Origin of the sequence: Oceanobacillus phoenicis (assembly GCF_047238145.1) — a bacterium.
In the GTDB taxonomy this organism is placed as follows: domain Bacteria; phylum Bacillota; class Bacilli; order Bacillales; family Amphibacillaceae; genus Oceanobacillus.
Genome location: NZ_JBDFME010000001.1, coordinates 3771461 through 3795047, shown reverse-complemented (window position 1 = coordinate 3795047; position 23587 = coordinate 3771461). Strand labels below are relative to the sequence as shown.

General features: G+C 34.0%; 20 protein-coding genes. 19 read left to right on the top strand and 1 reads right to left on the bottom strand.

The window, feature by feature from the left end; translation table 11 throughout:
* Positions 1-14 precede the first annotated feature (14 nt).
* The 15 genes from ABC346_RS19080 to ABC346_RS19010 all read left to right on the top strand — a co-directional run bounded on the left by ABC346_RS19080 (position 15) and on the right by ABC346_RS19010 (position 17362).
* Positions 15-311, top strand: coding sequence for a YerC/YecD family TrpR-related protein (locus ABC346_RS19080; RefSeq protein WP_413236362.1), 297 nt, complete (start codon positions 15-17; stop codon positions 309-311).
* Positions 312-459: 148 nt separating this feature from the next.
* Positions 460-1149 carry a heptaprenylglyceryl phosphate synthase gene (gene pcrB, locus ABC346_RS19075; protein WP_413236361.1) on the top strand — a complete coding sequence of 230 codons (690 nt, stop codon included), beginning with the start codon at positions 460-462 and terminating at the stop codon, positions 1147-1149.
* A 23-nt stretch (positions 1150-1172) separates the two neighbouring features.
* Positions 1173-3398, top strand: coding sequence for a DNA helicase PcrA (gene pcrA / locus ABC346_RS19070; RefSeq protein WP_413236360.1), 2226 nt, complete (start codon positions 1173-1175; stop codon positions 3396-3398).
* A gap of 11 nt (positions 3399-3409) precedes the next feature.
* On the top strand, positions 3410-5413 hold the full coding sequence (gene ligA / locus ABC346_RS19065) for an NAD-dependent DNA ligase LigA (RefSeq protein WP_413236359.1): 2004 nt from the start codon (positions 3410-3412) through the stop codon (positions 5411-5413).
* Between the two features lie 12 nt (positions 5414-5425).
* Complete coding sequence (locus ABC346_RS19060) at positions 5426-6535, top strand: CamS family sex pheromone protein (RefSeq protein ID WP_413236358.1); 1110 nt, start codon at positions 5426-5428, stop codon at positions 6533-6535.
* A gap of 249 nt (positions 6536-6784) precedes the next feature.
* On the top strand, positions 6785-7435 hold the full coding sequence (locus ABC346_RS19055) for a helix-turn-helix domain-containing protein (RefSeq protein WP_413236357.1): 651 nt from the start codon (positions 6785-6787) through the stop codon (positions 7433-7435).
* On the top strand, positions 7432-8055 hold the full coding sequence (locus tag ABC346_RS19050) for a tetratricopeptide repeat protein (protein ID WP_413236356.1): 624 nt from the start codon (positions 7432-7434) through the stop codon (positions 8053-8055). The genes ABC346_RS19055 and ABC346_RS19050 overlap by 4 nt, the downstream gene beginning before the upstream one ends.
* 25 nt (positions 8056-8080) lie before the next feature.
* Positions 8081-8761, top strand: coding sequence for a hypothetical protein (locus ABC346_RS19045; protein WP_413236355.1), 681 nt, complete (start codon positions 8081-8083; stop codon positions 8759-8761).
* 249 nt (positions 8762-9010) lie between these two features.
* A complete protein-coding gene (gatC, locus tag ABC346_RS19040) occupies positions 9011-9301 on the top strand; it encodes an Asp-tRNA(Asn)/Glu-tRNA(Gln) amidotransferase subunit GatC (RefSeq protein ID WP_011065172.1) in 291 nt (96 codons plus the stop codon).
* Between the two features lie 16 nt (positions 9302-9317).
* Positions 9318-10784: an Asp-tRNA(Asn)/Glu-tRNA(Gln) amidotransferase subunit GatA gene (gene gatA / locus ABC346_RS19035; protein ID WP_413236354.1), complete on the top strand. Its 1467-nt coding sequence runs from the start codon at positions 9318-9320 to the stop codon at positions 10782-10784.
* Entirely contained in the window at positions 10784-12214 is a 1431-nt protein-coding gene (gene gatB / locus ABC346_RS19030; protein WP_413236353.1) for an Asp-tRNA(Asn)/Glu-tRNA(Gln) amidotransferase subunit GatB, read from the top strand. Before gatA ends, gatB begins: the two co-directional genes overlap by 1 nt.
* A gap of 219 nt (positions 12215-12433) precedes the next feature.
* Entirely contained in the window at positions 12434-13351 is a 918-nt protein-coding gene (locus ABC346_RS19025) for a diacylglycerol kinase (RefSeq protein ID WP_413236352.1), read from the top strand.
* A gap of 115 nt (positions 13352-13466) precedes the next feature.
* Complete coding sequence (gene rlmD / locus ABC346_RS19020) at positions 13467-14846, top strand: 23S rRNA (uracil(1939)-C(5))-methyltransferase RlmD (RefSeq protein ID WP_413236351.1); 1380 nt, start codon at positions 13467-13469, stop codon at positions 14844-14846.
* Between the two features lie 776 nt (positions 14847-15622).
* On the top strand, positions 15623-16261 hold the full coding sequence (locus ABC346_RS19015; RefSeq protein ID WP_413236350.1) for a hypothetical protein: 639 nt from the start codon (positions 15623-15625) through the stop codon (positions 16259-16261).
* 273 nt (positions 16262-16534) lie between these two features.
* Entirely contained in the window at positions 16535-17362 is an 828-nt protein-coding gene (locus ABC346_RS19010) for a hypothetical protein (protein WP_413236349.1), read from the top strand.
* A gap of 1091 nt (positions 17363-18453) precedes the next feature.
* Here ABC346_RS19010 and ABC346_RS19005 read toward each other — a convergent pair.
* Positions 18454-19002 (bottom strand): hypothetical protein, encoded by a 549-nt coding sequence (locus tag ABC346_RS19005; RefSeq protein WP_413236348.1) that lies wholly within the window; start codon positions 19000-19002, stop codon positions 18454-18456.
* Positions 19003-19549: 547 nt separating this feature from the next.
* Here ABC346_RS19005 and ABC346_RS19000 point away from each other — a divergent pair.
* The 4 genes from ABC346_RS19000 to ABC346_RS18985 all read left to right on the top strand — a co-directional run bounded on the left by ABC346_RS19000 (position 19550) and on the right by ABC346_RS18985 (position 23091).
* Positions 19550-19735, top strand: a complete 186-nt coding sequence (locus ABC346_RS19000; RefSeq protein WP_413236347.1) for a hypothetical protein — start codon at positions 19550-19552, stop codon at positions 19733-19735.
* A gap of 1126 nt (positions 19736-20861) precedes the next feature.
* The gene (locus ABC346_RS18995; RefSeq protein WP_413236346.1) at positions 20862-21143 is read left to right on the top strand and encodes a helix-turn-helix domain-containing protein; all 282 of its coding nucleotides are present in this window, start codon (positions 20862-20864) and stop codon (positions 21141-21143) included.
* Between the two features lie 1022 nt (positions 21144-22165).
* Positions 22166-22735, top strand: coding sequence for a DUF6434 domain-containing protein (locus ABC346_RS18990; RefSeq protein WP_413236345.1), 570 nt, complete (start codon positions 22166-22168; stop codon positions 22733-22735).
* A 35-nt stretch (positions 22736-22770) separates the two neighbouring features.
* Positions 22771-23091, top strand: a complete 321-nt coding sequence (locus ABC346_RS18985) for a cytidine deaminase (RefSeq protein WP_413236344.1) — start codon at positions 22771-22773, stop codon at positions 23089-23091.
* The last annotated feature ends 496 nt before the right edge of the window (positions 23092-23587 follow it).

The following is a 23587-nucleotide window of genomic DNA, read 5'->3' as shown; positions in this document are numbered from 1 at the left end:
AAGGAGGAAATTTCGTGCAAATAGATAAATTACGAGGAGAGCAATTAGATCTTTTATTTGATGCTATTCTATCGTTAAAAGATAAAGAAGAATGCTATAAATTTTTTGATGATATTGCTACGATGTCAGAGATTCAGTCATTGTCACAACGATTTCAAGTAGCGAAAATGCTAACTGAAGGAAAAACGTATAGTGCAATTGAGAAGGAAACAAAAGCATCTACTGCGACAATCTCTAGAGTAAGACGTTGTATTAACTATGGTAGTGACGGTTATAATCTAGTGTTAGAGCGAATGGATATAAAGGAATAGTAGCAAGCACCTTCCGTACAGGAGGGTGTTTTTTTGTCGATATTTTGGTAGAGTATGGTTCGTAATAAAAATTTCGCTCAATCACTAAATTCCGTATACTATTTTTGGTATAATAAAGTAATGAATTTATTGATGGAGGAATTATGGTTTGAAAAATATAAATGAGTGGCATCATATTTTTAAATTAGATCCTGCGAAAGAAATATCGGATGAACATCTCGATCAAATTTGTGAGTCTGGAACAGATGCTATTATTGTTGGCGGAACAGATAATGTCACCTTAGATGGTGTACTAGATTTGTTATCTAGGATACGCCGTAGTCATATGGTTCCCGTTGTATTAGAAGTTTCAGAAGAAGAAACGTTAACTCCAGGTTTTGATTATTATTTTGTTCCAATGGTATTGAATTCAAAAGAAAAAAAATACATGATGGATATTCAACATAAAGCTATCAAAGAATTTATCGACATGATGGAATTTGCTGAAGTATACTTTGAGGGATACTGTATTTTAAATGAAGATGCGAAGGCATTTCAATATACAAATTGTGTAATGCCTGATCTTGATGATGTAAAAGCATATGCCTATATGGCAGAGAAGGTATTTCACTTACCATTCTTTTATATAGAATATAGTGGTACATATGGAGATCCTACGTTGGTAAAAGAAGTAAAAGAAGAACTTCAAAATACCCAACTTCTGTACGGTGGAGGAATCGAAACATCAACACAAGCGAAAGAAATGAAACAATATGCTGATACGATCATTGTAGGCAATAGCATTTATACCAATATCAAAGAAGCATTAAAAACAGTAGATGCAGTTAAAGGGAATTAAACAGTAGTAAGGACGGTGTACGTATGAATCAATCATTGGAAAGTATGATCAATACGTTAAATAAACAACAGCAAGAGGCTGTGCGACATACAGAAGGACCATTATTAATTATGGCAGGAGCAGGAAGTGGAAAAACACGTGTGCTAACCCATCGAATCGCATATTTAATGGGAGAAAAAGATGTATCGCCACGGAATATATTAGCCATTACATTTACGAATAAAGCTGCTCGAGAAATGAAAGAGCGTGTGAGCAAATTAGTCGGACCACAAGGAGAGTACATGTGGGTATCCACCTTTCACTCCATGTGTGTCCGTATTTTGCGTCGTGACATAGATCGAATTGGATATTCAACTAACTTCTCTATATTAGATAGTAGTGATCAATTATCAGTAATCAAGCAAGTATTAAAAAATTTGAATATCGATCCTAAAAAATTCGATCCTCGTGCGATGCTTGGACAAATAAGCTCAGCTAAGAACGAATTGATTACTGAAGAAGAATATACGAAAAATGCTGGAAATTTCTATGATCGTCAAGTAGCTCAAGTATATGAAGGGTATCAAAAAAAACTCCGTAAAAATCAATCACTTGATTTTGATGATTTGATCATGCAAACCATTCATTTATTCCAACGTATTCCAGAAGTGTTGGAATATTATCAGCGTCGTTTTCAATATATACATGTGGACGAGTATCAAGATACCAACCATGCACAATATTATTTAGTGAAACAACTAGCTAGTAGATTTCAAAATCTATGCGTAGTAGGTGATTCTGACCAATCGATTTATCGTTGGAGAGGTGCGGATATTGGAAATATCTTAACTTTTGAAAAAGACTATCCTTCTGCTCGAACAGTTTTATTAGAGCAAAATTACCGTTCTACAAAATCTATACTACAAGCTGCGAATCAGGTGATTTCTAACAACTCTGGCAGAAAGCCGAAAAACTTATGGACGGATAATATTGATGGGAAAAATCTAAACTATTATCAAGGCGCAACAGAACAAGAAGAAGCGCTCTATGTCACGGATACGATCCAACAGTTAATAAGAAATAATGATTATCAGCCGAGTGATGTTGCCATTTTATATCGAACAAATGCACAATCACGTGCGATAGAAGATACTTTATTAAAATCAGGTATTGCCTATCAAATGGTTGGAGGCATGAAGTTCTACGATCGTAAAGAAATTAAGGATATGATTGCCTATCTAAGATTAATTGTGAATCCAGATGACGATATTAGTTTTGTACGTGTAGTGAATGAACCAAAACGCGGGGTTGGTAAGACGTCGGTTGAACGACTACAAGCTTATGCTGCAGATCATGATATCTCATTATATGAAGCGGTGAAAGAAGTCGACTTTACAGGTGTATCCAAAAAGGCAGCGAATGCACTAGCGGGCTTTGAAAATTTAATCCGAACTTTATCCCAACAACAAGAGTTCCTAACAGCTACAGATATGGTAGAAGCTGTATTAGAACGAACGGGTTATGAAGAAATGTTAAAAAATGAGCGTTCCATTGAAGCACAAAGTCGGTTAGAGAACTTAGAAGAATTCATGACAGTTACAAAAGATTTTGAAAAAGCAAGCGAAGATAAGACGCTTATTGCTTTCTTAACCGACCTTGCGTTAGTTGCTGATATTGATCGTGTCGATGAAGAAGATCCAGACCATAATGAAAAAATCACATTGATGACTTTACATGCGGCAAAAGGATTAGAATTCCCTGTAGTATTCTTAATAGGAATGGAAGAAAATGTTTTCCCGCATAGTCGGTCCATCATGGATGAAGATGAGATGGAAGAGGAAAGAAGACTTGCTTATGTAGGGATTACACGTGCAGAAAAAGAATTGTATGTAACACATGCAAAGATGCGTACACTGTATGGTAGAACGAATATGAATCCAATAAGTAGGTTTATTAATGAAATACCAAAAGAGTTAATTGATGGTTTGGATGAAATGGATAAACCGATGTTTGGCGCAAAATCTCTCGACCGTTCCCCACTACAACCAGCTCCAAGGAAGCGACGTGCTGAAAAAATGCAACGTTCTTCAGGTGCTGAAAGTAAAACATGGGCTGTTGGTGAAAAAGCAAACCATAAGAAGTGGGGCATAGGAACGGTTGTCAAAGTACAGGGTGAAGGAGAAAAAATGGAATTAGATATTGCCTTCCCTGCACCTATTGGAATCAAACGGTTACTAGCGAAATTTGCACCAATTACGAAGGAAGAATAGGGGCAATTAAAATGAATAAAGAGCAAGCAAGTAAGAAAATAGAATCCTTAATTGAATTATTAAATCAATATGGATATGAATATTATGTGTTGGATAATCCTACTATTCCTGATGCGGAATACGATCAGAAATTACGAGAGTTACAGCAATTGGAGCAGGACTTTCCAGATCTAGTTATGGAAAATTCACCTACCCAGCGTGTAGGTGGAGCTCCGTTAGCATCTTTTCAAAAAGTAACCCATAATGTTCCTATGCTAAGTCTTGGGAATGCATTTAATGAACAAGATTTACGTGATTTTGCAAGACGTGCTAGTAACGGTACAGACCAGCCCATCAGCTTTGTATGTGAGCTTAAAATCGATGGTCTTGCTATTTCTCTTACATATGAAAATGGCAAGTTTGTTCGAGGAGCAACTCGAGGGGATGGAACTATTGGAGAAGATATTACTTCGAATTTAAAAACAATCCGCAGTATTCCTCTATCGATTAAAGAACAAGGTACCTTAGAGGTTCGTGGAGAAGCATATATGCCACATAAATCATTTCTTGCATTAAATGATCAACGTGAGAAAAATGAAGAGGAACCTTTTGCAAATCCAAGAAATGCTGCTGCCGGATCATTGCGCCAACTGGATCCAAAAATTGCTGCAAAGCGCAATTTAGATATTTTCCTGTACGGTGTAGGTGAATGGGAGAATAGCGAACTTACATCTCATAGTGAGCATTTAACTCACTTAAAAGAATTGGGCTTTAAAACAAACAAGGAATGGAAGAAATGTAATACCATTGAAGAAGTCATTGACTATGTAAACTATTGGACAGAACATCGTAATGATCTTTCTTATGAAATTGATGGAATAGTAATCAAAGTAGATAGTCTTGATCAGCAGGATGAATTAGGGTTTACAGCAAAAAGTCCACGTTGGGCGATTGCATATAAATTTCCGGCAGAAGAAGCAATGACAACTCTTCGAGATATTGAATTGAGTATTGGAAGAACGGGTGTTGTCACGCCGACAGCAATATTAGACCCAGTACGAGTAGCAGGTACAACTGTTCAGCGAGCTTCTCTTCATAATGAAGATCTAATTCGCGAACAGGATATCCGAATTGGAGATAAAGTAGTAATAAAAAAAGCCGGGGATATTATTCCAAAAGTAGTTCGGTCTGTAGTCGAACAACGAACTGGAGATGAAGAAGAATTCCATATGCCTGATGAATGCCCTGCATGTGGCAATGAACTTGTGAGACTGGAAGAAGAAGTCGCTCTTCGTTGTATCAATCCGGATTGCCCTGCTCAATTAATGGAAGGTTTAATTCATTTCGTATCTCGCAATGCAATGAATATTGACGGACTAGGTGAAAAAGTAATTATTCAGTTATTCCAAGAAAATTTGGTTCAAACTATGGCGGATCTTTATCGACTTAATAAAGAAGAACTTTTACAATTAGAAAGAATGGGAGAAAAATCAGTTACGAACCTTTTAGAAGCAATTGAAAAATCGAAATATAATTCATTGGAGCGTCTGTTATTCGGATTAGGAATTCGATTTATAGGTGCGAAAGCAGCGAAAACGCTGGCAATGGAATTTGAAACAATGGAAAACCTTCAAAAAGCAACATACGAAGAGGTATTAGCTATAGATGAGATTGGAGATAAGATGGCTGATTCCATTGTACAATATTTTGCTGAAGAAAAAGTTACAGAACTCTTAAACACTCTGCGTGAACTAGGAGTTCAAATGGAATATAAAGGACCACGTAAATCAGAACAGGCAACGGATAGTGTATTTTCAGGGAAAACGGTTGTGCTTACTGGCAAGATGGAGAAGTTTTCTAGAAAAGAGGCAAAAGAAATAATCGAGTCGCTGGGTGGCACTGTTACTGGAAGCGTCAGTAAGAAGACAGATATTGTCATTGCTGGAGAAGATGCTGGTTCAAAATTGGAAAAAGCAGAGAAATTAGGAATTGATGTGTGGAGTGAACAACAACTAGAAGATGTTGTTGGGAAGTAAGGAGGGAGCAATTTGAAAAAAGTCAGCTTGTTAATGTTGGCGTTACTTCTTTTGTTAAGTGGGTGTCTTCAAAATCAAAATAATGAAGAAGAAGTAGTACAAGATGATACGGAACAAGAGACATCAATTGTCCCTAGTTATCAATTATCTGGTGAAAATTATCGTATGATATTACCTTATAAGACTAGTGCAGCTAGGGGAGCTATTGTGAACCAAGTGGCGAATCGTGTCGATATCGACGAAATGGAAGAAGGACTAAGAAGATTGTCTAAAGATGTCTACAGTCCAGAGGATTTATATTTTCAAGAAGGGCAATACTTTGATACAAATCGTATATATACATGGATCGACGATTTAAATCCTGAGGTTGAAGAAGGGGCAGATGTCCAAGAGTATAGAGATAATCCGCGTTATCTCACACATGTTCTAGAGCAGAATTTTATGAGACATACTGATGACCAAAGTGTTGAGCTAGAAGGTATCTCACTAGGAATTGCGATGAAGTCAGTATATAGTTTCCAGACAGAACCGGGCGGAACTACTTATTATCAAGATATACCGGAAGAGGAAATGTTAAGTGTCGCGAATGATGTTGCAGAAAATATCGTAACAGATATAAGAGAAAATGATGAAAATTTGCGTGATGTACCAATAATGATTGCAATCTATAGAGAAGAAGAACAAGCATCTCCTGTCCCGGGGAATTTTGTAGCAAGAACAAATGTCCCAGGTGGAAGTAGTACGATTGATGATTGGGAAGAAATCAAGGAAGAGAATATACTTTTTCCATCTGAAGAAGGATCAGAAAAATATTTTGAGGATCAAGAACTTGTAACAAATTTTGGTAATGAAGTGAGAAAATTCTTTCCTAACTATGTAGGATTGGTTGGAGAAGGATTCTATATCGATGAAGAACTGCAAAAGTTACAAATAGAAATACCTATCGAGTTTAATGGAAAAGGTGAGGTAATAGGTTTCACTCAATATGCTTATGGACTCGTACAGGAGATCTTCCCTAACTATTATGATGTTGAAATAGATGTCGTTTCTAGTCAGAAAACAGAGAGTATCATTTATCGAAATGCGGGAGAAGATCAGGTTAACGTTCATATTTATGATTGAATAGGTTACAAATGAGTTCATTCAAAGTAACTATATAATAAACAAATATTGGTAAAAATGAGGATTTACTGTTTCTAGTTACATCTACTTATAGAAACAGTAAATTTTCTTTGTTTAGGAAAACAGGAAAACTTTTCTTATCTTAAACAAGCATATTGCTCTATGATTTTCCCAATATGAAAATATAGGAAACATGTTATAATTAATTTAACGAAACAGAATTAAGAATTAATTGATAGGGTGGGTACAATGATTGAGATTGGATCCTTTATAAAATTACAACGAAATAAACAAGAAATGACGCTTGGAGAGTTGTCAGACGGGATTGTTTCAGTATCTTATCTATCAAAAATTGAGAATCAAAAGACTCAAGCAAGCCCGGAAATCATCCAAATGCTCTGTAATCGACTAGGTATAGAGGTCGATAATAGTCAGGAAGATCTAATAAGGCAACGATGTGAAGATTGGTATGCAATGTTGTTCGAAGATCAAGATAAAAAAGAAATTGTCGAAACATATAATGAGTTACAGGAGCTAATGGATAAAAATTTATCGGAAAGTTTAATGATGTTTGAAATCCACAAAATTCGTTATTATCTAGTTTTAGGTGATTACGACATTGCACTTCAAAAGATAAACGAGCTTTCCGAGGTTTCAAATTCGTTTGACAACGAACAGCAATATTATTGGTTTAAATTTAAAGGCAATTACTATTCAATTTCTGGAGATTTTTCGCAAGCGATGTATATGTATAAGAATTCAGAAGATAAGTTGTTACACGTTCGAGTTGAGGAACAAGAGATAGCTGATTTAAAATATGTTATTGCTATCACACATACTAAGTTTATAAATACACTAGAGGCAATTGAGTATGCTAATCAAGCATTAGATTTTTTATGAAAGATTATAACTTTGTAAGATGTGCTCAATGTCATAACATATTAGGTATTTCATATAGAAGAATTAAACTATATGATAAAGCAATTAAGAATTTTAATTTAGGTTTGCATCTAGGGAAACTACAAAAAAATAGACAATTAATTCAATTAACTAATCAGAATCTTGGTTATCTATATTCAACACAAGGTAAACATGAGCAAGCAATTTTTCATTATAAAGAAGTATTAGATGATCCAGAGGTTTATATTGTAGAAAAGCTTGCAACTATTTCATCATTAATTAAAGAACTTTATAATACAAAAGATTATGAAGAGACAAAAGAAAAAGTAGAGAAAGCTTTAGAGTTACTTGAAGAGTTCGAATCTGCAGAGTCAGATGAATTATATTTTGTTTATGTTATTTATACTTATAAATATTTATTGGAAGATAATTGGGAAGAATTTGTTGCTCTTTTAACCAAGAAATTTATCCCTCACTTGCAGAAGAATCAAGATTATGCCGGTGTAACAACTTATTCGAAATTATTAGCTAAATATTTCGAGGATACAAACAAGTATAAATTAGCTGCTAAATATTATAAAGAGGCTACCTTTGCCTATGAGCAAATTTCAAATATTTAAAACATCTTTTAAGGAGGGGAGTATTATGAAAAAATTATCAGTAGGATTAGTTTTAGGTGTCCTTCTTGTCACTAGCTCTCTTTTTATCAGTGATATCTCTAAAGAATCTTCCAAGGATAGAGAGCAAGGGTTATCAGAAGTTGAAGATTTTGAAGTAGCAATTGACAGATTACCAGGAGTACTGAAATCAGGTAATGAGGTAGCAATTGACAGGTTACCAGGAGTACTGAAATCAGGTAATGAGGTAGCAATTGACAGGTTACCAGGAGTACTGAAATCAGGTAATGAGGTAGCAATTGACAGGTTACCAGGAGTACTGAAATCAGGTAATGAGGTAGCAATTGACAGATTACCAGGAGTACTGAAATCAGGTAATGAGGTAGCAATTGACAGGTTACCAGGAGTACTGAAATCAGGTAATGAGGTAGCAATTGACAGATTACCAGGAGTACTGAAATCAGGTAATGAGGTAGCAATTGACAGGTTACCAGGAGTACTGAAATCAGGTAATGAGGTAGCAATTGACAGATTACCAGGAGTACTGAAATCAGGTAATGAGGTAGCAATTGACAGGTTACCAGGAGTACTGAAATCAGGTAATGAGGTAGCAATTGACAGGTTACCAGGAGTACTGAAATCAGGCAATGAAGTAGCAATTGACAGACTACCAGGTGTACTATCTATCAACACTACTTCACAAGTTTAATTTTTAAATTTTAACACATGTTTTTTTACCCTATACAAATGACAGATTTCCTGAGACTGTGTGGAAAACAGTTTCAGGTATTTTTTTGTCCATTTATAGAAATAATGTATGCCACTATTAACTTCAATTATTATGGATAACCAGAAGATTTGCCTTTAATAAGCTATCTTTGCTATTATCAATAGTGTTATAATAAGGGAATGAAAAAATTGTAGATACATGTTAGAAAACATATAGGAGGTACTTATAATGGCAGAGATTTCAAAAGACCAAGTGAAGCATGTTGCTCACTTAGCTCGTCTAGAGTTAGACGATGAAGCTGTTGAAAAGATGTCGGACGAGTTGAGTGCGATTATTGATTTTGCTGAACAATTAAATGAACTGGATACGGATTCTGTAGAACCTACTACACACGTACTTAATCTTAAGAATGTAATGCGAAAAGACGAACCGAAGAAATGGATTAGCCAGGAAGATGCATTGCGTAATGCTCCTGATCATAAAGATGGTCAAATTCGTGTTCCATCGATATTAGAATAGGGAGGAGAAAATCATTATGTCTTTATTTGATTACACAATAAAAGAATTAGAAGAAAAGCTACATAATAAAGAAATTACCGTTGTAGATCTAGTGAAAGAATCATATCAACGTATTCATGAAGTAGATCAAGAGGTCCATGCTTTTCTTACGTTAGATGAAGAAAAAGCGTTAGAAAAAGCGAGAGAATTAGATCAACTTGAAGATAAAACAGGTATCTTATTTGGAATGCCTGGTGGTATTAAAGATAATATTGTAACAAAAGGACTTCGTACAACTTGTGCAAGTCAATTCTTAGATAATTTTAATGATCCATTGTATGATGCAACTGTTGTTCAAAAGTTACAGAAAGAAAACATGGTTGCTGTTGGTAAATTAAATATGGATGAATTTGCCATGGGCTCCTCTAATGAGAATTCTGGTTATGAACCAACACGTAATCCATGGAATACAGAACATGTACCTGGTGGGTCTAGTGGTGGTTCTGCTGCTGCAGTAGCTGCAGGAGAAGTGCTATTTACATTAGGCTCTGATACCGGTGGTTCGATTCGTCAACCAGCAGCATTTTGTGGAGTAGTTGGTATGAAACCAACGTATGGTAGAGTTTCACGTTTTGGATTGGTTGCTTTTGCTTCTTCTCTTGATCAAATTGGGCCAGTTACTCGTACAGTAGAAGATAATGCACGCGTACTTGAAGTTATTGCTGGGCATGATCAAATGGATACAACGAGTGCGAATGTAGAAGTTCCTTCCTATACAGAAGCGTTAAAACAAGATGTAAAAGGGCTTAAAATTGCAGTGCCAAAAGAATATCTTGCAGAAGGTGTATCGAAAGAAGTAAAAGACGCTATCTTAGACGCATTGAAAGTATATGAATCCATGGGTGCTACATGGGAAGAAGTTTCTTTACCGCACTCAAAATACGCACTTGCAACATATTATTTACTTTCATCTTCAGAGGCGTCTGCTAACTTAGCTCGTTTTGATGGCGTACGCTATGGTGTGCGTTCAGAGAATGCAGATAACATGATTGATATGTTCAAAAAATCCCGTAGTGAAGGATTTGGAGAAGAAGTGAAGCGTCGTATTATGTTAGGAACTTTTGCGCTTAGCTCTGGTTACTATGATGCTTATTATAAAAAAGCACAAAAAGTACGTACATTAATAAAAAATGACTTTGATAAAATACTAGAGGAATATGATGTTATCGTTGGGCCAACAACTCCAACTCCAGCATTTAAAGTTGGAGAAAAAACAAGTGATCCATTAACGATGTATGCGAACGATATTTTAACTATTCCAGTTAACTTGGCTGGTGTACCAGGAATTTCTATTCCATGCGGATTCTCTCAAGAAGGTCTACCTATTGGGTTACAAATTATCGGTAACTATTTCGATGAAAGCACAGTATACCGTACAGCATACGCATATGAACAAGCAACGGAACATCACAAGAAAAGACCTCAACTTGGAGGTGCAAAATAATGAATTTCGAAACAATTATAGGTCTAGAAGTACACGTAGAATTAAAAACAAACTCAAAGATTTTTAGCCCAAGTACAAATGAATTTGGTTCTGATCCGAATACCAATGTGAACCCGATTGACTTAGGGTATCCAGGTACATTACCTGTACTTAATGAAGAAGCGGTAAACTTTGCAATGAAAGCGGCAATGGCTTTAAATTGTGAAATCGCAACGGATACAAAATTTGATCGTAAAAACTATTTCTATCCGGACAACCCGAAAGCTTATCAAATCTCTCAATTCGATCAACCAATTGGGGAAAACGGCTGGATTGAAATTGAAGTAAATGGTGAGAAAAAGAAAATTGGTATTACACGTCTGCATTTAGAAGAAGATGCTGGTAAATTAACACATGGTGAAGACGGATATTCTTATGTAGACTTTAACCGTCAAGGTACGCCGTTAATCGAGATTGTATCGGAACCAGATATGCGTTCTCCAGAAGAAGCATATGCATATTTAGAAAAACTAAAAAATATCATTCAATATACTGGTGTTTCTGATGTGAAGATGCAGGAAGGTTCTTTACGTTGTGATGCGAATATTTCTTTACGTCCAATTGGACAAGAAGAATTTGGTACGAAAGCGGAATTGAAGAACTTAAATTCTTTCTCTTATGTTCAAAAAGGATTAGAGTTTGAAGAAAAACGTCAGGAAAAAGAATTGTTATCAGGTGGAGAGATACTTCAAGAAACTCGCCGTTATGATGAGAAAACAAAAGAAACCATTCTTATGCGTGTCAAAGAAGGTTCGGATGATTATCGTTATTTCCCAGAGCCAGATTTAGTCCCATTATATATTGATGAGGAATGGAAAGAACGTGTAAGAAGCGAGATTCCTGAATTACCTGATGCTCGTTTAGAACGTTATATTAATGAGCTTGGACTTTCAGAGTATGATGCTAATGTGTTAACAGCTTCCAAGCAAATGTCTGATTTCTTTGAAGATGCAGTAGCACAAGGCGCTGATATGAAGCAAGTTTCTAACTGGTTGATGGGTGAAGTATCTGCTTATATGAATAAACACTATAAAGAGTTAGATGAATTGGCAATCACACCTGAAGCACTTGCAAAAATGATTAACTTAATTGAAGATGGAACCATATCTTCTAAAATTGCTAAAAAAGTATTCGCAGAGCTTGTAGAAAATGGTGGCGATCCTCAAAAAATTGTGGAAGAAAAAGGGCTTGTACAAATTTCTGATCCAGAGCAACTAAAACAGATTGTGAATGATGTGTTGGATGAAAATGAACAATCCATCATTGATTTTAAAAATGGAAAGAATAAAGCAAAAGGCTTCTTAGTTGGACAGATTATGAAAGCAACAAAAGGACAAGCAAACCCACCATTAGTAAATAAAATTCTTGCAGAAGAACTTAATAATCGCTAATACTCTAAGAGAGGCTGTCATTATGAAATAATGGCAGCCTACAAAATTATCGAATACCCTTTTCAAACTATAAAAAAAGGACTATGATATTGGATAGGCATGATTATTAAGATCGATATTAAGAAACCTAGGAGATACTTCTTCAAAAAGTAACACACCCAAGGGTTCTCCGATATATGATAAGTTTCTATCTGTTGAACGTATGGGGGAGGAAATAACATGAAAAAGGCCCGAATCATCTATAATCCAACTTCGGGACGCGAAGCAATAAAAAGAGCTTTACCGAATATACTTGAAAAATTAGAAGTTGCTGGTTTTGAGACATCTACACATGCGACTACATGCGAAGGAGATGCTACGGAAGCTGCAAAAATAGCTGTCGAACGTAGGTATGATTTAGTTATCGCAGCTGGTGGCGATGGAACGATTAATGAAGTAATAAATGGACTAGCGGAACAAGAACATCGTCCACAATTAGGAATTATACCGGCCGGTACTACGAATGACTTTGCTCGTGCATTACATATTCCTCGAGATATTGACAAGGCAGTTGACGTTATTATCGAAGGAAATACGATGGAGCTTGATATAGGTAGAGTCAATGATGATCATTACTTTATCAATATTGCTGGTGGAGGAAAATTAACGGAATTAACATATGAAGTGCCTAGCAAATTAAAAACCCTCCTTGGTCAGCTAGCATACTATATAAAAGGTATTGAAATGCTTCCATTCTTGAAAGCAACAAGAGTGAGGATTGAATATGATGATCAGGTCCTAGAAGATGATATTATGCTGTTTCTTATTTCCAATACCAATTCTGTAGGAGGATTTGAGAAGCTTGCCCCAGATGCAAAATTAAACGATGGGTATTTCGATCTTCTAATCCTAAAGAAAACAAATCTTGCAGAATTTATACAGATCGCAACTTTAGCTTTACGCGGGGATCATTTTAGAAGTAAAAATATTATCTATACACAAGCAAAGCATATAAAAGTATCAAATGAAGAAAAAATGCAATTAAATATCGATGGAGAGTATGGCGGATTACTCCCAGGAGAATTTTTAAATCTACGGAAGCATATTGAATTTTATGTACCGAAGGACTTTATAGAAGTACAGGAAGACTTGGATTAAAAGTCTTCCTTTTGTATGTTTAGAAGCACAAGAAAGATGGGATTCTATTCTTGAGACGGTGCTTATGGTAGAATAATTATTTAAGACGAATATGGTAATAAAAAGGAAGAATGTTATGGCAAAAACGAAGCCTCCAGTAAATAAAAATGAAATATATACACTTACCTTTGAGGATTTAACACATGAAGGGAACGGTGTTGCGAAAATAGAAGGATATCCATTGTTTGTACCGGATGTTTTACCTGATGAAGAAGCAAAAATAAAAGTTGTAAAAGTCAATAAGAACTTTGGATTTGGGAAATTACTTGAATTAACGAAAACAAGTCCCCATCGTGTAGAACCTACATGTCATGTTCATTGCGGTGGATGCCAATTGCAACATATGAGCTATGATTTACAGCTTCAAATGAAGCAAGATCAAGTGCATAATGTGATGAAGAAAGTAGCTCATCTGGATCATGTGCCGGTACATCCGATATTAGGGATGAAAGAGCCATCGTATTACCGAAATAAAGTACAAATTCCTGTAGGGGAGAAAAATGGAGAAGTCATTGTTGGCTTTTATCAAAAACGAAGCCATCGAATTCTTCAAAATCAAGATACTTGTCATATCCAAGATGAAGCAATTAATGAGGTATTACCTTTCACTCGACAATTGATGAATAAATATGGCATCCAAGCTTATGATGAAAAATCTCATCGAGGTCAACTCCGCCATATTATGGTTCGTGTTGGTCACCATACAAAAGATATTATGATCGTATTTGTGACGAAAACGTCCAAGTTCCCAGAGAAGGATCGAATTATTAAGGAATTGACAGAACAATTTCCTCAAGTGAAATCGATCGTCCAAAATGTGAATGATCAACGGACGAATGTGGTACTTGGTAAAAAGACAAAGGTTCTTTGGGGAGAGAATTATATTTATGATAAAATTGGAGATCTTACATTTGCGATTTCCCCTAAATCGTTTTTCCAAGTAAATCCTGTTCAAACAAAGGTCTTATATGATAAAGCATTAGAATATGCCAATATTGATAAGGACGATGTGGTTATTGATGCGTATTGCGGTATCGGCAGCATTTCTTTATTCTTAGCCCAAAAAGCGAAGAAAGTATACGGCATTGAAGTCGTGCCAGAAGCCATAGAAGATGCGAAAATGAATGCAGAGATAAATGCGATGGACAATGTGGAATTCTCTGTTGGGCAAGCAGAAAAAGTGATGCCGAAGTGGAAAGAACAAGGATTAGATCCGGATGTCATTGTAGTCGATCCGCCTCGAAAAGGATGCGATGTCGATTTCTTAGAAGCAATGATTGCAATGAAACCAAAACGTATTGTCTATGTTTCTTGCAACCCTTCCACATTAGCTCGTGATCTTCGTATTTTAGAAGATGGTGGTTTTGAAACAAAACAAGTACAACCTGTTGATATGTTTCCGAGCACGAATCATGTGGAGTGCGTAGCGGAATTGACTCTAAAGTTGTCTAACTAAAATAAACCCTTGCTCGTTAAAATAAACATTACCGATTCAGACCCCGATTTCGTGAATATAAACATTTCCGATTTCAGGGTCTTTTTCATGCCCATCCCTTGTCTTGTCTCGGTTTCCTCTTCTTTCCTCTATGCAACATTTTGAGAGAACTTTATTCCAACTCCCCAAAAAAGATGAAAAAACAGGCGGAAAAGAGGCGGAAAAACGGCAATAATTAAATCCAAAACTGGGGAAAATGGGGGTTCCGTAGGAAAACTTTATTTTAACTCGAACGGTGGAATGCGGGTTGGAGGTGGGGGTTTTAGCAGGGGTTTATTTTGGGGGAACATAGTAGAGAAAAGAAAATAAGTTCGTTTTGTAATATTTCATTTACAATATGGAAATTGGAGGTAAGAGAAAAGAAGAGAGAAGGAAAGAGCAGGCATACAGTTATGTACTCGATCGTTTTTTTAACAAAAACAATATAAGACTCGGACTGGATTCAATAGTGGATTCAGTCTTTTTCTTTATTCAATATTTCCTCGATCAATCATTTGTAGGGGGCGGTTCACGTATTTCCCTGCGATTCTCTCTTTTTCTCTATCTCTGTATCAAAACTGTGATATTTCTTTGAATTATTAACCAATCCAATAATTTTTCAATCGTTAATCAACCTAATAGTCTTTTCTAACGGGTTCAATCATGAAAGAAGGAAAGGAACCTTTTTTGTCGAATTTATACAATAGGAGCAGGATTACATTACAAGTGTTGTTGCTATATAGAAAGGGGAAAATAACATGGGTATATTTGATTATCTATTTAAAAATAAAAAAACACCTCAAAACAATGAAACAGAAAAACAACAAAAGGACGTAACTCCGGAAATTAAAGAAGACTATAAAAGACCAGTCCAAATTGCAGAAACAAGTTATTCAGTAACGAGAGAAGAAAAATATGGAATATTTGAATACATTGATTTCAAGATTGCAGGAACCTCGTTTTACCAAAAGGCTATAAAAAAGGCATTACAACAAGAAAAGGAAAATAGCGTTTTCTTTGATGAAAAATATAATGGTATGACAAACAAAGAAATTTTAGAAGAAACTTATGATGAACCAATTTTTGAATATAGTGATGCATTATTTTCCAATTGCTCACTACGATTAGAACCTGAAAATGAGTATGATTCAAAGGCAATAGCAGTCTATATAGATTCATTTATGGTTGGCCATATCCCCAAGAAAAACTTTTCAGAAGGTAAGGACTACATATATAATCAGTTAACAGGTGGATTGAAAGCTAACCAAAGACTCAATCTTAGTGTCAGTCTAAGTGGTGGTAAATATAAAATAAACCGTAATGACGAAAAAGTAGACACTGGGGAATCTGAATATAAATTAGATGGACAAGTAACTATAAAAACCGAGCTGTATTAAATGAAATTCAGCAATTAATTGCTGAAGAAACAGGATTTGAAGTTAAAGTTTATTTTGAAAACAGAAAGAGATGATTAATTTTGGTTACATTAAAGGATTATTCTCCAGAACTTTTGGTAGAATGACATTTGATAAAAAATGGGAAACTCCCTCCTTTAAATACATCATACGGATCTGACTATGAGCCCATTGTGTTTGTTCTATCTGTGATCATGAATGGAAAATAAGAGTTGCTAATCGTGCCATTCATAAAATGAAAGGGCGTGAATATATATGCTTTCCCTTGAAGAATATATTTCTAAAAGAAAAAAGGAAGATCGACTTAATGAATTTGATATTGAGTCAAAAGCTCAAAACATGCAAACTTGTATGAACTATATATTTGAATATTTTAATCAGTATTTAGATGATGCGAAAATGGATGAAAAGACAGTGCTAAACAAGGAGAAACTTGAGAAGTATAAACATTCTCTTCGGCATTACGATCCTGAAATTCAAGAATGGTTAGTTGGAATTTATGATGATTATGACAAGCAACTTAATCGTTCCATTGCTAACTATCTTAGAAAAGATGATTTATTTTATCTATACAATGCGGATAGAGAATTCCGTAGTGCTTCATATGATTGTTATGCTCAACTTATAAAGAGGAATAGTTTCATGAAAGAGCAGACGGAAATGCTTTTTTTGTTCATCAAAGACCATCATAGAATCCAAAGCCATTCGGAAAAGGATTTTGAAAATACCTATATATCGGATGAAGTAGAGGAGTGGATTAATAATACATGGAACAAATACCAAGTGAATTTGCCTGCTTTTGCTTCAGATTATGTAAATCGCTTTTATGATAATGGTGAAATTTGGGATGCGAAGCATAGAATCAAAAGCAAGGATAGTTGGAGAAAATACGAGTATGACTATAAACAAAAAAGTAATTTATTCAACATTAACTCATTATTTAGGAGAATCTCTCAAAAGCCTTTTATCAGGGGAAAGAAACAATTTCTTGAAATATTATTAATGTATTATTGGCTTCATGAAATTGATGGTAATGAAGACTACTGGCAAGAATATATAAATAAGACATTGCCTTCAAAATAGGTAGTCGTAACTGCTAACCTAGAGTGCTTGATAATTGTTTTCCTGCCATTGTCCTCTTGTCCTTCAGTTACTTTTAAGATGGATGGTATCCCAAAGGCAAGAAATTGGCAAAGAAACAGTGGAGAAATCTGTATCTTATGGTTTTTTCCATACATTGATTTTTAAATGGTGTTACACTATAATTCGAGATAATCATAAAAAGGACGAATGGTGATTTCAAATGAATCGAATGTACTTTTATTCAGAAATTAAACTAATAGAATCTTTAAAAACTCGTATTCAACAGTAGATGCGAGTTTTTTTATTGCTCCCATTGTTTATAGTCAATGGTACATTGGAAAAAGTTTGGAAGGAACCAACCCATAATTACTGTGGAACAAACTTAGTCATTACTATGTTAATTATTTTTTATTTGCTTTACATGGTACTAGGTAGTGGTATATGGGTACTCTTAGTGTCTTGGAGTATCGGATACAAGATAAGGAAAGCTTAGCTAATTGGGGGAGGGGGTGTAAAGGGTACGGATGTTGCAAATAGGATGAAAGTCACAGTAAATTATGTTTCCAAATTGGAAAGGATTGAGAGAACCTACAGAACCTTTAAGCTGTAAGTCTGCGGAAGTATTTAAAATAATTCATGAGGTATATTGTATCGAAAAGCAGATAGGGCTTCTATATTTGATCAGAAGGGGATATTATATGGGACTAATAATAGTATCTGTTGTAGCAATTGTAATTATATTTACGCTAACTATTGCTACTGCAACGCTTATCTTGAAATCCAAAGGAAAAAGATTAAAGAAAAAATAGCCAACTAAAGTGTTTGATAGTTGCATACTTAGCTGAGAAAATGAATTATCTGTTTGAAGGTGTTTAGCCGGAACCAGTTTAGGACAAAAAATTCAAAAAGGTTAGGACACTATTTGCTGTTTTATTGATATGTCACTTCTAAGTTTATAACAGAGATTTAACAAGAAAAGGAGGCTATATGTGATTGTAATAGATAATTGATATTGGTTTTGTGAATAGTTGTTGAGATGGAAAAAAGGAAGCTTTGACTACTTTGAATTAAAAGAGAGTAGAAAGTTAACTCTACTCTCTTTTAGTTTTGTTATTAAGTTTTTGACTCAAGAAATAATTGACGTCATTAGCTTTATCGCCTGCTATAATGTGATAGACAAAACTAGGATTCTCCATAAAAATGAAAAAATGTTCATTTTCTCTAGTATAGTAACTAATTTCTTCCCAATTGTTGGTCATATTTCTTTCTCTATTAGGGTTATTAGGGCGGTAAATGACATGAATTTCTTCTTCAGATAATTCTGCTCTGTACTCCCCTAAAACACTCATATTCTGTGTACTTAGCTCTCTTTTAATCTTTCCTATCCTATCTTTTTCAAATCCCTTCCAACCAAAGTAAGTCATAATTATACTTACAACAAGAACTAAAGCTAAATAAGTGATTAATCCTTCCTCTATCCTCTTATGAACTGGGTATGAAAGAACTGCGATTACTATATACATAACAATCATTGCAAATATGCGAAGTTTTTTCTCTCTATAACTATATTTATAGTAGTTCTCTGCAAATGCCGGAATATCACTTTCGTCTTTTTCATATGTTAGTAAAATCTTTTCCATAATGTGCTCCTTTTATAAATATAGTTAATTTTTTTTAGATTGAATCTTCCTTATCTATAATATTATCTTTGTCGTTCAGAGTATATAGAAATGGTAGCTGAACAATTAACTTATTCTCCGTTATAAGTTGCAAATTTTATCAAACTTTGGATGGGTGCTCCGCTGAAAACTGCAGTTTTTTCTCTATTGAAATCCATAGTTTTGACACCAGGCAATATAAATGCGGTTTACATCCGTGTTTTTCTATTATTTGTTGACAATAGGTAAAACTGTGGAACCATCTACCGCTGAAAACTGCAACTTTTCTTTGTGCAAATCCATAGTTTTGACATTAGGCAATAAATATTTGGTTTATATCCTTTTTTCTTCTATTTTTGTTGACGATAGGTAAAACTATGGACTGTTCTACCGCTGGAAACTGCAGTTTTTGATAAACTCTAGAGGAATGATTCATTATAAACTACACCTTTTTTAAGTTATTAATAATCAATTACTATGGTGTATGATTTAATTAATAGACATTAGTATTAGTAAAGGAGAAGAAAACATGACGTATAAAATTAATGAGCCTTCTAAGAGGAAATTTGGATGGATGGATAAATGGGCTAAAGCCACGGGAGATTTGGCAAGAATTGATGCAAAAGTAAATAATACTTATATTATTTATGAAAAAGAAGGTGAGCTGGTTAAAGAATATCCTAATGGGAAAATCATGCCGTTAAATAACGATTGATAAAGTTAATGTATATTTGTTAAGTTTCTATCTTTAAGCTGCAATAATCTTTGTAATCTTTTTGAACTTAATCGTATTCTCCAAGCAATTTTTTCGTGAAATCGTCTTAAATTTTCTTCATATTTCCGATGTAGTTCAATAGTTTTTTTAGTTATTTTCGATATATTGAATTAACTCACGACTATTTGATTAACCGCTCCAAATGTACATGATAAGATAATAAATATTTAATCTAATAATGTAGGATCTTTTATTCCCTTTTTTTGAAACAATTCCAAATTTTAAAAGGACCGGTTTGCATTCTCCTTAGTTCTCTTTTAAGAAGTTCGTTCTCTCTTTTTAATTTCTTTATTGATTCTGATTCACCCGATTTAGCCAAAGGTAAATTCAAAGCTTTTCTATTATCCCGCCTAAATCTTCAGTTTACAAGAGAAACATGTTCCTCTTAGCTTATATAATTATTATAATGCAGCAAGAGGAGAATGATAAGTCTTATTAAGTTTAATAATTGTTTAACTGTATTTGATACTTGATAAATGTTGATATTTGCTACAAAAAGATAACCGTAATTTTCCTTCGAATTCAACACTTTTTCTCCTAATATCCTATGGTTCATCAATCTTTTTTGGATGATCGCTCAACACTTTTCAATGTATTAAAAAGTGTTGAGTGAATTTTTATGCCAGTTTTTTTATATAAAGCTAATTTGACCTTTCAATCGTATTTATATATACTTTTAATAACTAGAGACAAAAATTTCTTTAATTGATGTGTTGAATTATGAAATACAGAAATTTATTTAATATAAACAAATCAATGAGGTTCAAAGAACTCGTATCTAATTAATGGATACGAGTTCTTTTTTATTACATCGCTTATAGTCAATAGAACTATTTGTTTGAAAGGTGGTGAGAACATTGAATGACAATCAGTTATAAAAAATATTCTATTGAGAAATGAGTTTTATCCATTATTAGAAATTGTAAGAGAAGTGTTCTTTCCAAAATACTTGGCTGGAATAGTAAGAAGACTTAACTATTAGTAATAAAATTCCGTTAGTTATCTATTATAAAGAGTACTAAAAAATAGGGATTGGTTATACCAATAGTTAAGGAGGAAAATAGTTATGGTAGATCAAGAGAGGGTAGTATTAATTGATAGTTTAGTTGAAGATTTTGGTAGAGCAGTTAGGGATTTTAGAATCAGAAGCGGGATAACATTGCAGGATATGGCTTTTATTATTTCGTGTAGTCCTAGTTATATATGGAGGATAGAGGCACATAGGAGAAATCCAGAAGTAGATTTTAGAATAAGGGTTTTAAATCAAGCAATGGGGTTTTCAGCGGAAGATATTTGCTTGTATTTAGAAAAGTATATGGAGAAAAATAAGTCTGCAAGTGAAGTGTAAGATAATTTATCTGAAGCAGGAGGCATAGGTATGGTGACATGGACTATTGTGCTATCTATATTGGCAATTATCATTTCGATTATATCTCTATTTATAAGTTATAAAAATCAGAGGGTGTCAAAATAGCATATTGAATTGGAGAAATAGGCTACTAGATTTTGATGGTAGTCTATTTTTTACTGTATCTGCGGATTTTGATTTACGTCAGGTAATCGAAGGTGTATCAAGAGATAAGGTAGTTAGGGTTTTAATATTATGTGTTGTTTAGTAATTATTCATTATGTTATACATTACTCAAAGCATAATACATCTAGAGAGAAGAAAAACGGCTCTCCCTTCTTTGTCAAAGATGACAAAATAATAAGCCATAAATAACAAAGAGGGATTAAAAAGATTGACTAGCTTCCGTCGTTCAGCGGAAATAGTGTGATATTATTCTAACGAGCGACATGACGCTGTGGTTTTACAGCGAATGGGTTTTTACGTATATTTCCAATCTACAATTAATACAATGCTTAATTTTTATGTTTATATATTATATCCATGTAAATGATAACTTTCTAGTGTTCGAGGTGACAATCGAAATTACCGAATCATATCCCTATATATAGTAATTTGAAAAATTGATATAGCATAGTAAAGTATTAAAATCAGCCATTGATCTAAATCCTTTAATAACAGATACGTTGTAAAAAGTTTAAACTATTTGAAGAGTAAGATACCACAAAGATAAATAAAGGTAATACTACATAATATCTTAAATTTAAAACTATCACAGATTGAGTTTTGAAATGGTTTTATTAATATCTAACAACATGACAATATTAAAGAATATCTCCCTTAACGTAGAGTCTATTTACCTGTGTAATATTATTACACTCAATTTGTGATACTTAATGTGAAATAACTACTTTAAAAATAAGGCTGTTTTCGTAAACTTTGGTGTTTTTGCTTATGATTATCTTTGATTAATAGGAACAAACGTTCTATAATGTGAATATGTAAGTATGGAGGTGTAGAATATGAGACCAAATCTAACAAAAGATATTAGTGTAGATAGTTTTAAAGATTTCTATTGGTTGAAGGAAGAATTACAATCTTTTTGCAGAGAAAATGGAATAAGTGCTTCTGGTTCAAAAATAGAGATTTCCGATAGAATTGAAACATTTCTTCGAACAGGAGAGATAAAAAAGCCAATTAGAAAATCAAAGGTGAATAGTAAGTCAGAACCACAGGTCGATTTAAGTCTTGATACAGTCATTTCGAAAAACCATCGTTGTAGTCAAAATGTAAGAGCTTTTTTCAAGACAGTTATCCCTAATTTTCATTTTTCTACCTATATCCAAAACTATTTTAAAACTAACATTGGAAAAACGTATCGAGATGTTGTAGATGCTTGGTATAAAGAAGAAGAACGAAAGAAAAACCCATCGTACAAGAAAAAAATCGCTCCTCAATTTGAATACAATCAATTTATTCGTGATTTTTTTGCCGACTCTAATAATCAAGGGAAAAGTCGTAAGGAAGCGATTGAGGCGTGGAACAACATCAAAAAACTCCCTGGAAGCAATAAATATACGTCTAATAATTAGTTAAGCACATCTCAACATTTCTATTGTGGTGTGACTTGATTTTCGACAGGCAGAAACAAATCTTAACCAGTGTAGCATCAGACGTTATAAATGCTTCAACCGAATTGTGTATTGAGACAGGTGCAATTCTCGAAGCACATAAACTAAACCCTAAAATTACTCATACGATTTGTGTTGTAAGGGAGGATGAGAATTCTGGATATATAGTTTTAACTCCCTGTGGTGTATGCCAGGAACGACTTTTTTACTGGGGAGAAAATGTAAAAGTAGCTATAACTAATCTGGGTGAAAAATTGGAATTCAAAACATTAAAAGAAATACAACCATATCATTGGTATAAAGCTTATGAAGATTGATTTTACATATTTAAGTAAAGGAGTTTTCCTGAAAAGCGAGAGCTCTATTTTGTGGGATTTATCGAATTGAAATGATAAAATTAAGCAATGAACTAAATACTTTAATTACTCTAAAATAAAGTTCCGTTTTTCCGAATCATATCCTATAAATAGTAAATTATAAAATTGATCTAATTATAGAAAAATGATAAAATTCAGCAAATGAAAAAGAGCTCTAATAAAATGAATTAATAAAGTTTACTTACACACTCTGTAATCAATGCATATGCCAGGATTTAATTGAAGATAATGATAAGTAAATCATGGTTTTATTATATAATATTTTATCAAATCCACAAACACCCGTTATGCTTTGATTTTCGATGACACCTTGCGTGACGAAATTGATAAAATGGATAAATAAAACATTAACTATAATCTCTTTAATGGAGAATAGATGAGAAAAAAAACTTTAAAAAGAAAAGGAACCTAAGTTAGTGGGTTCCTTTTTATTGCT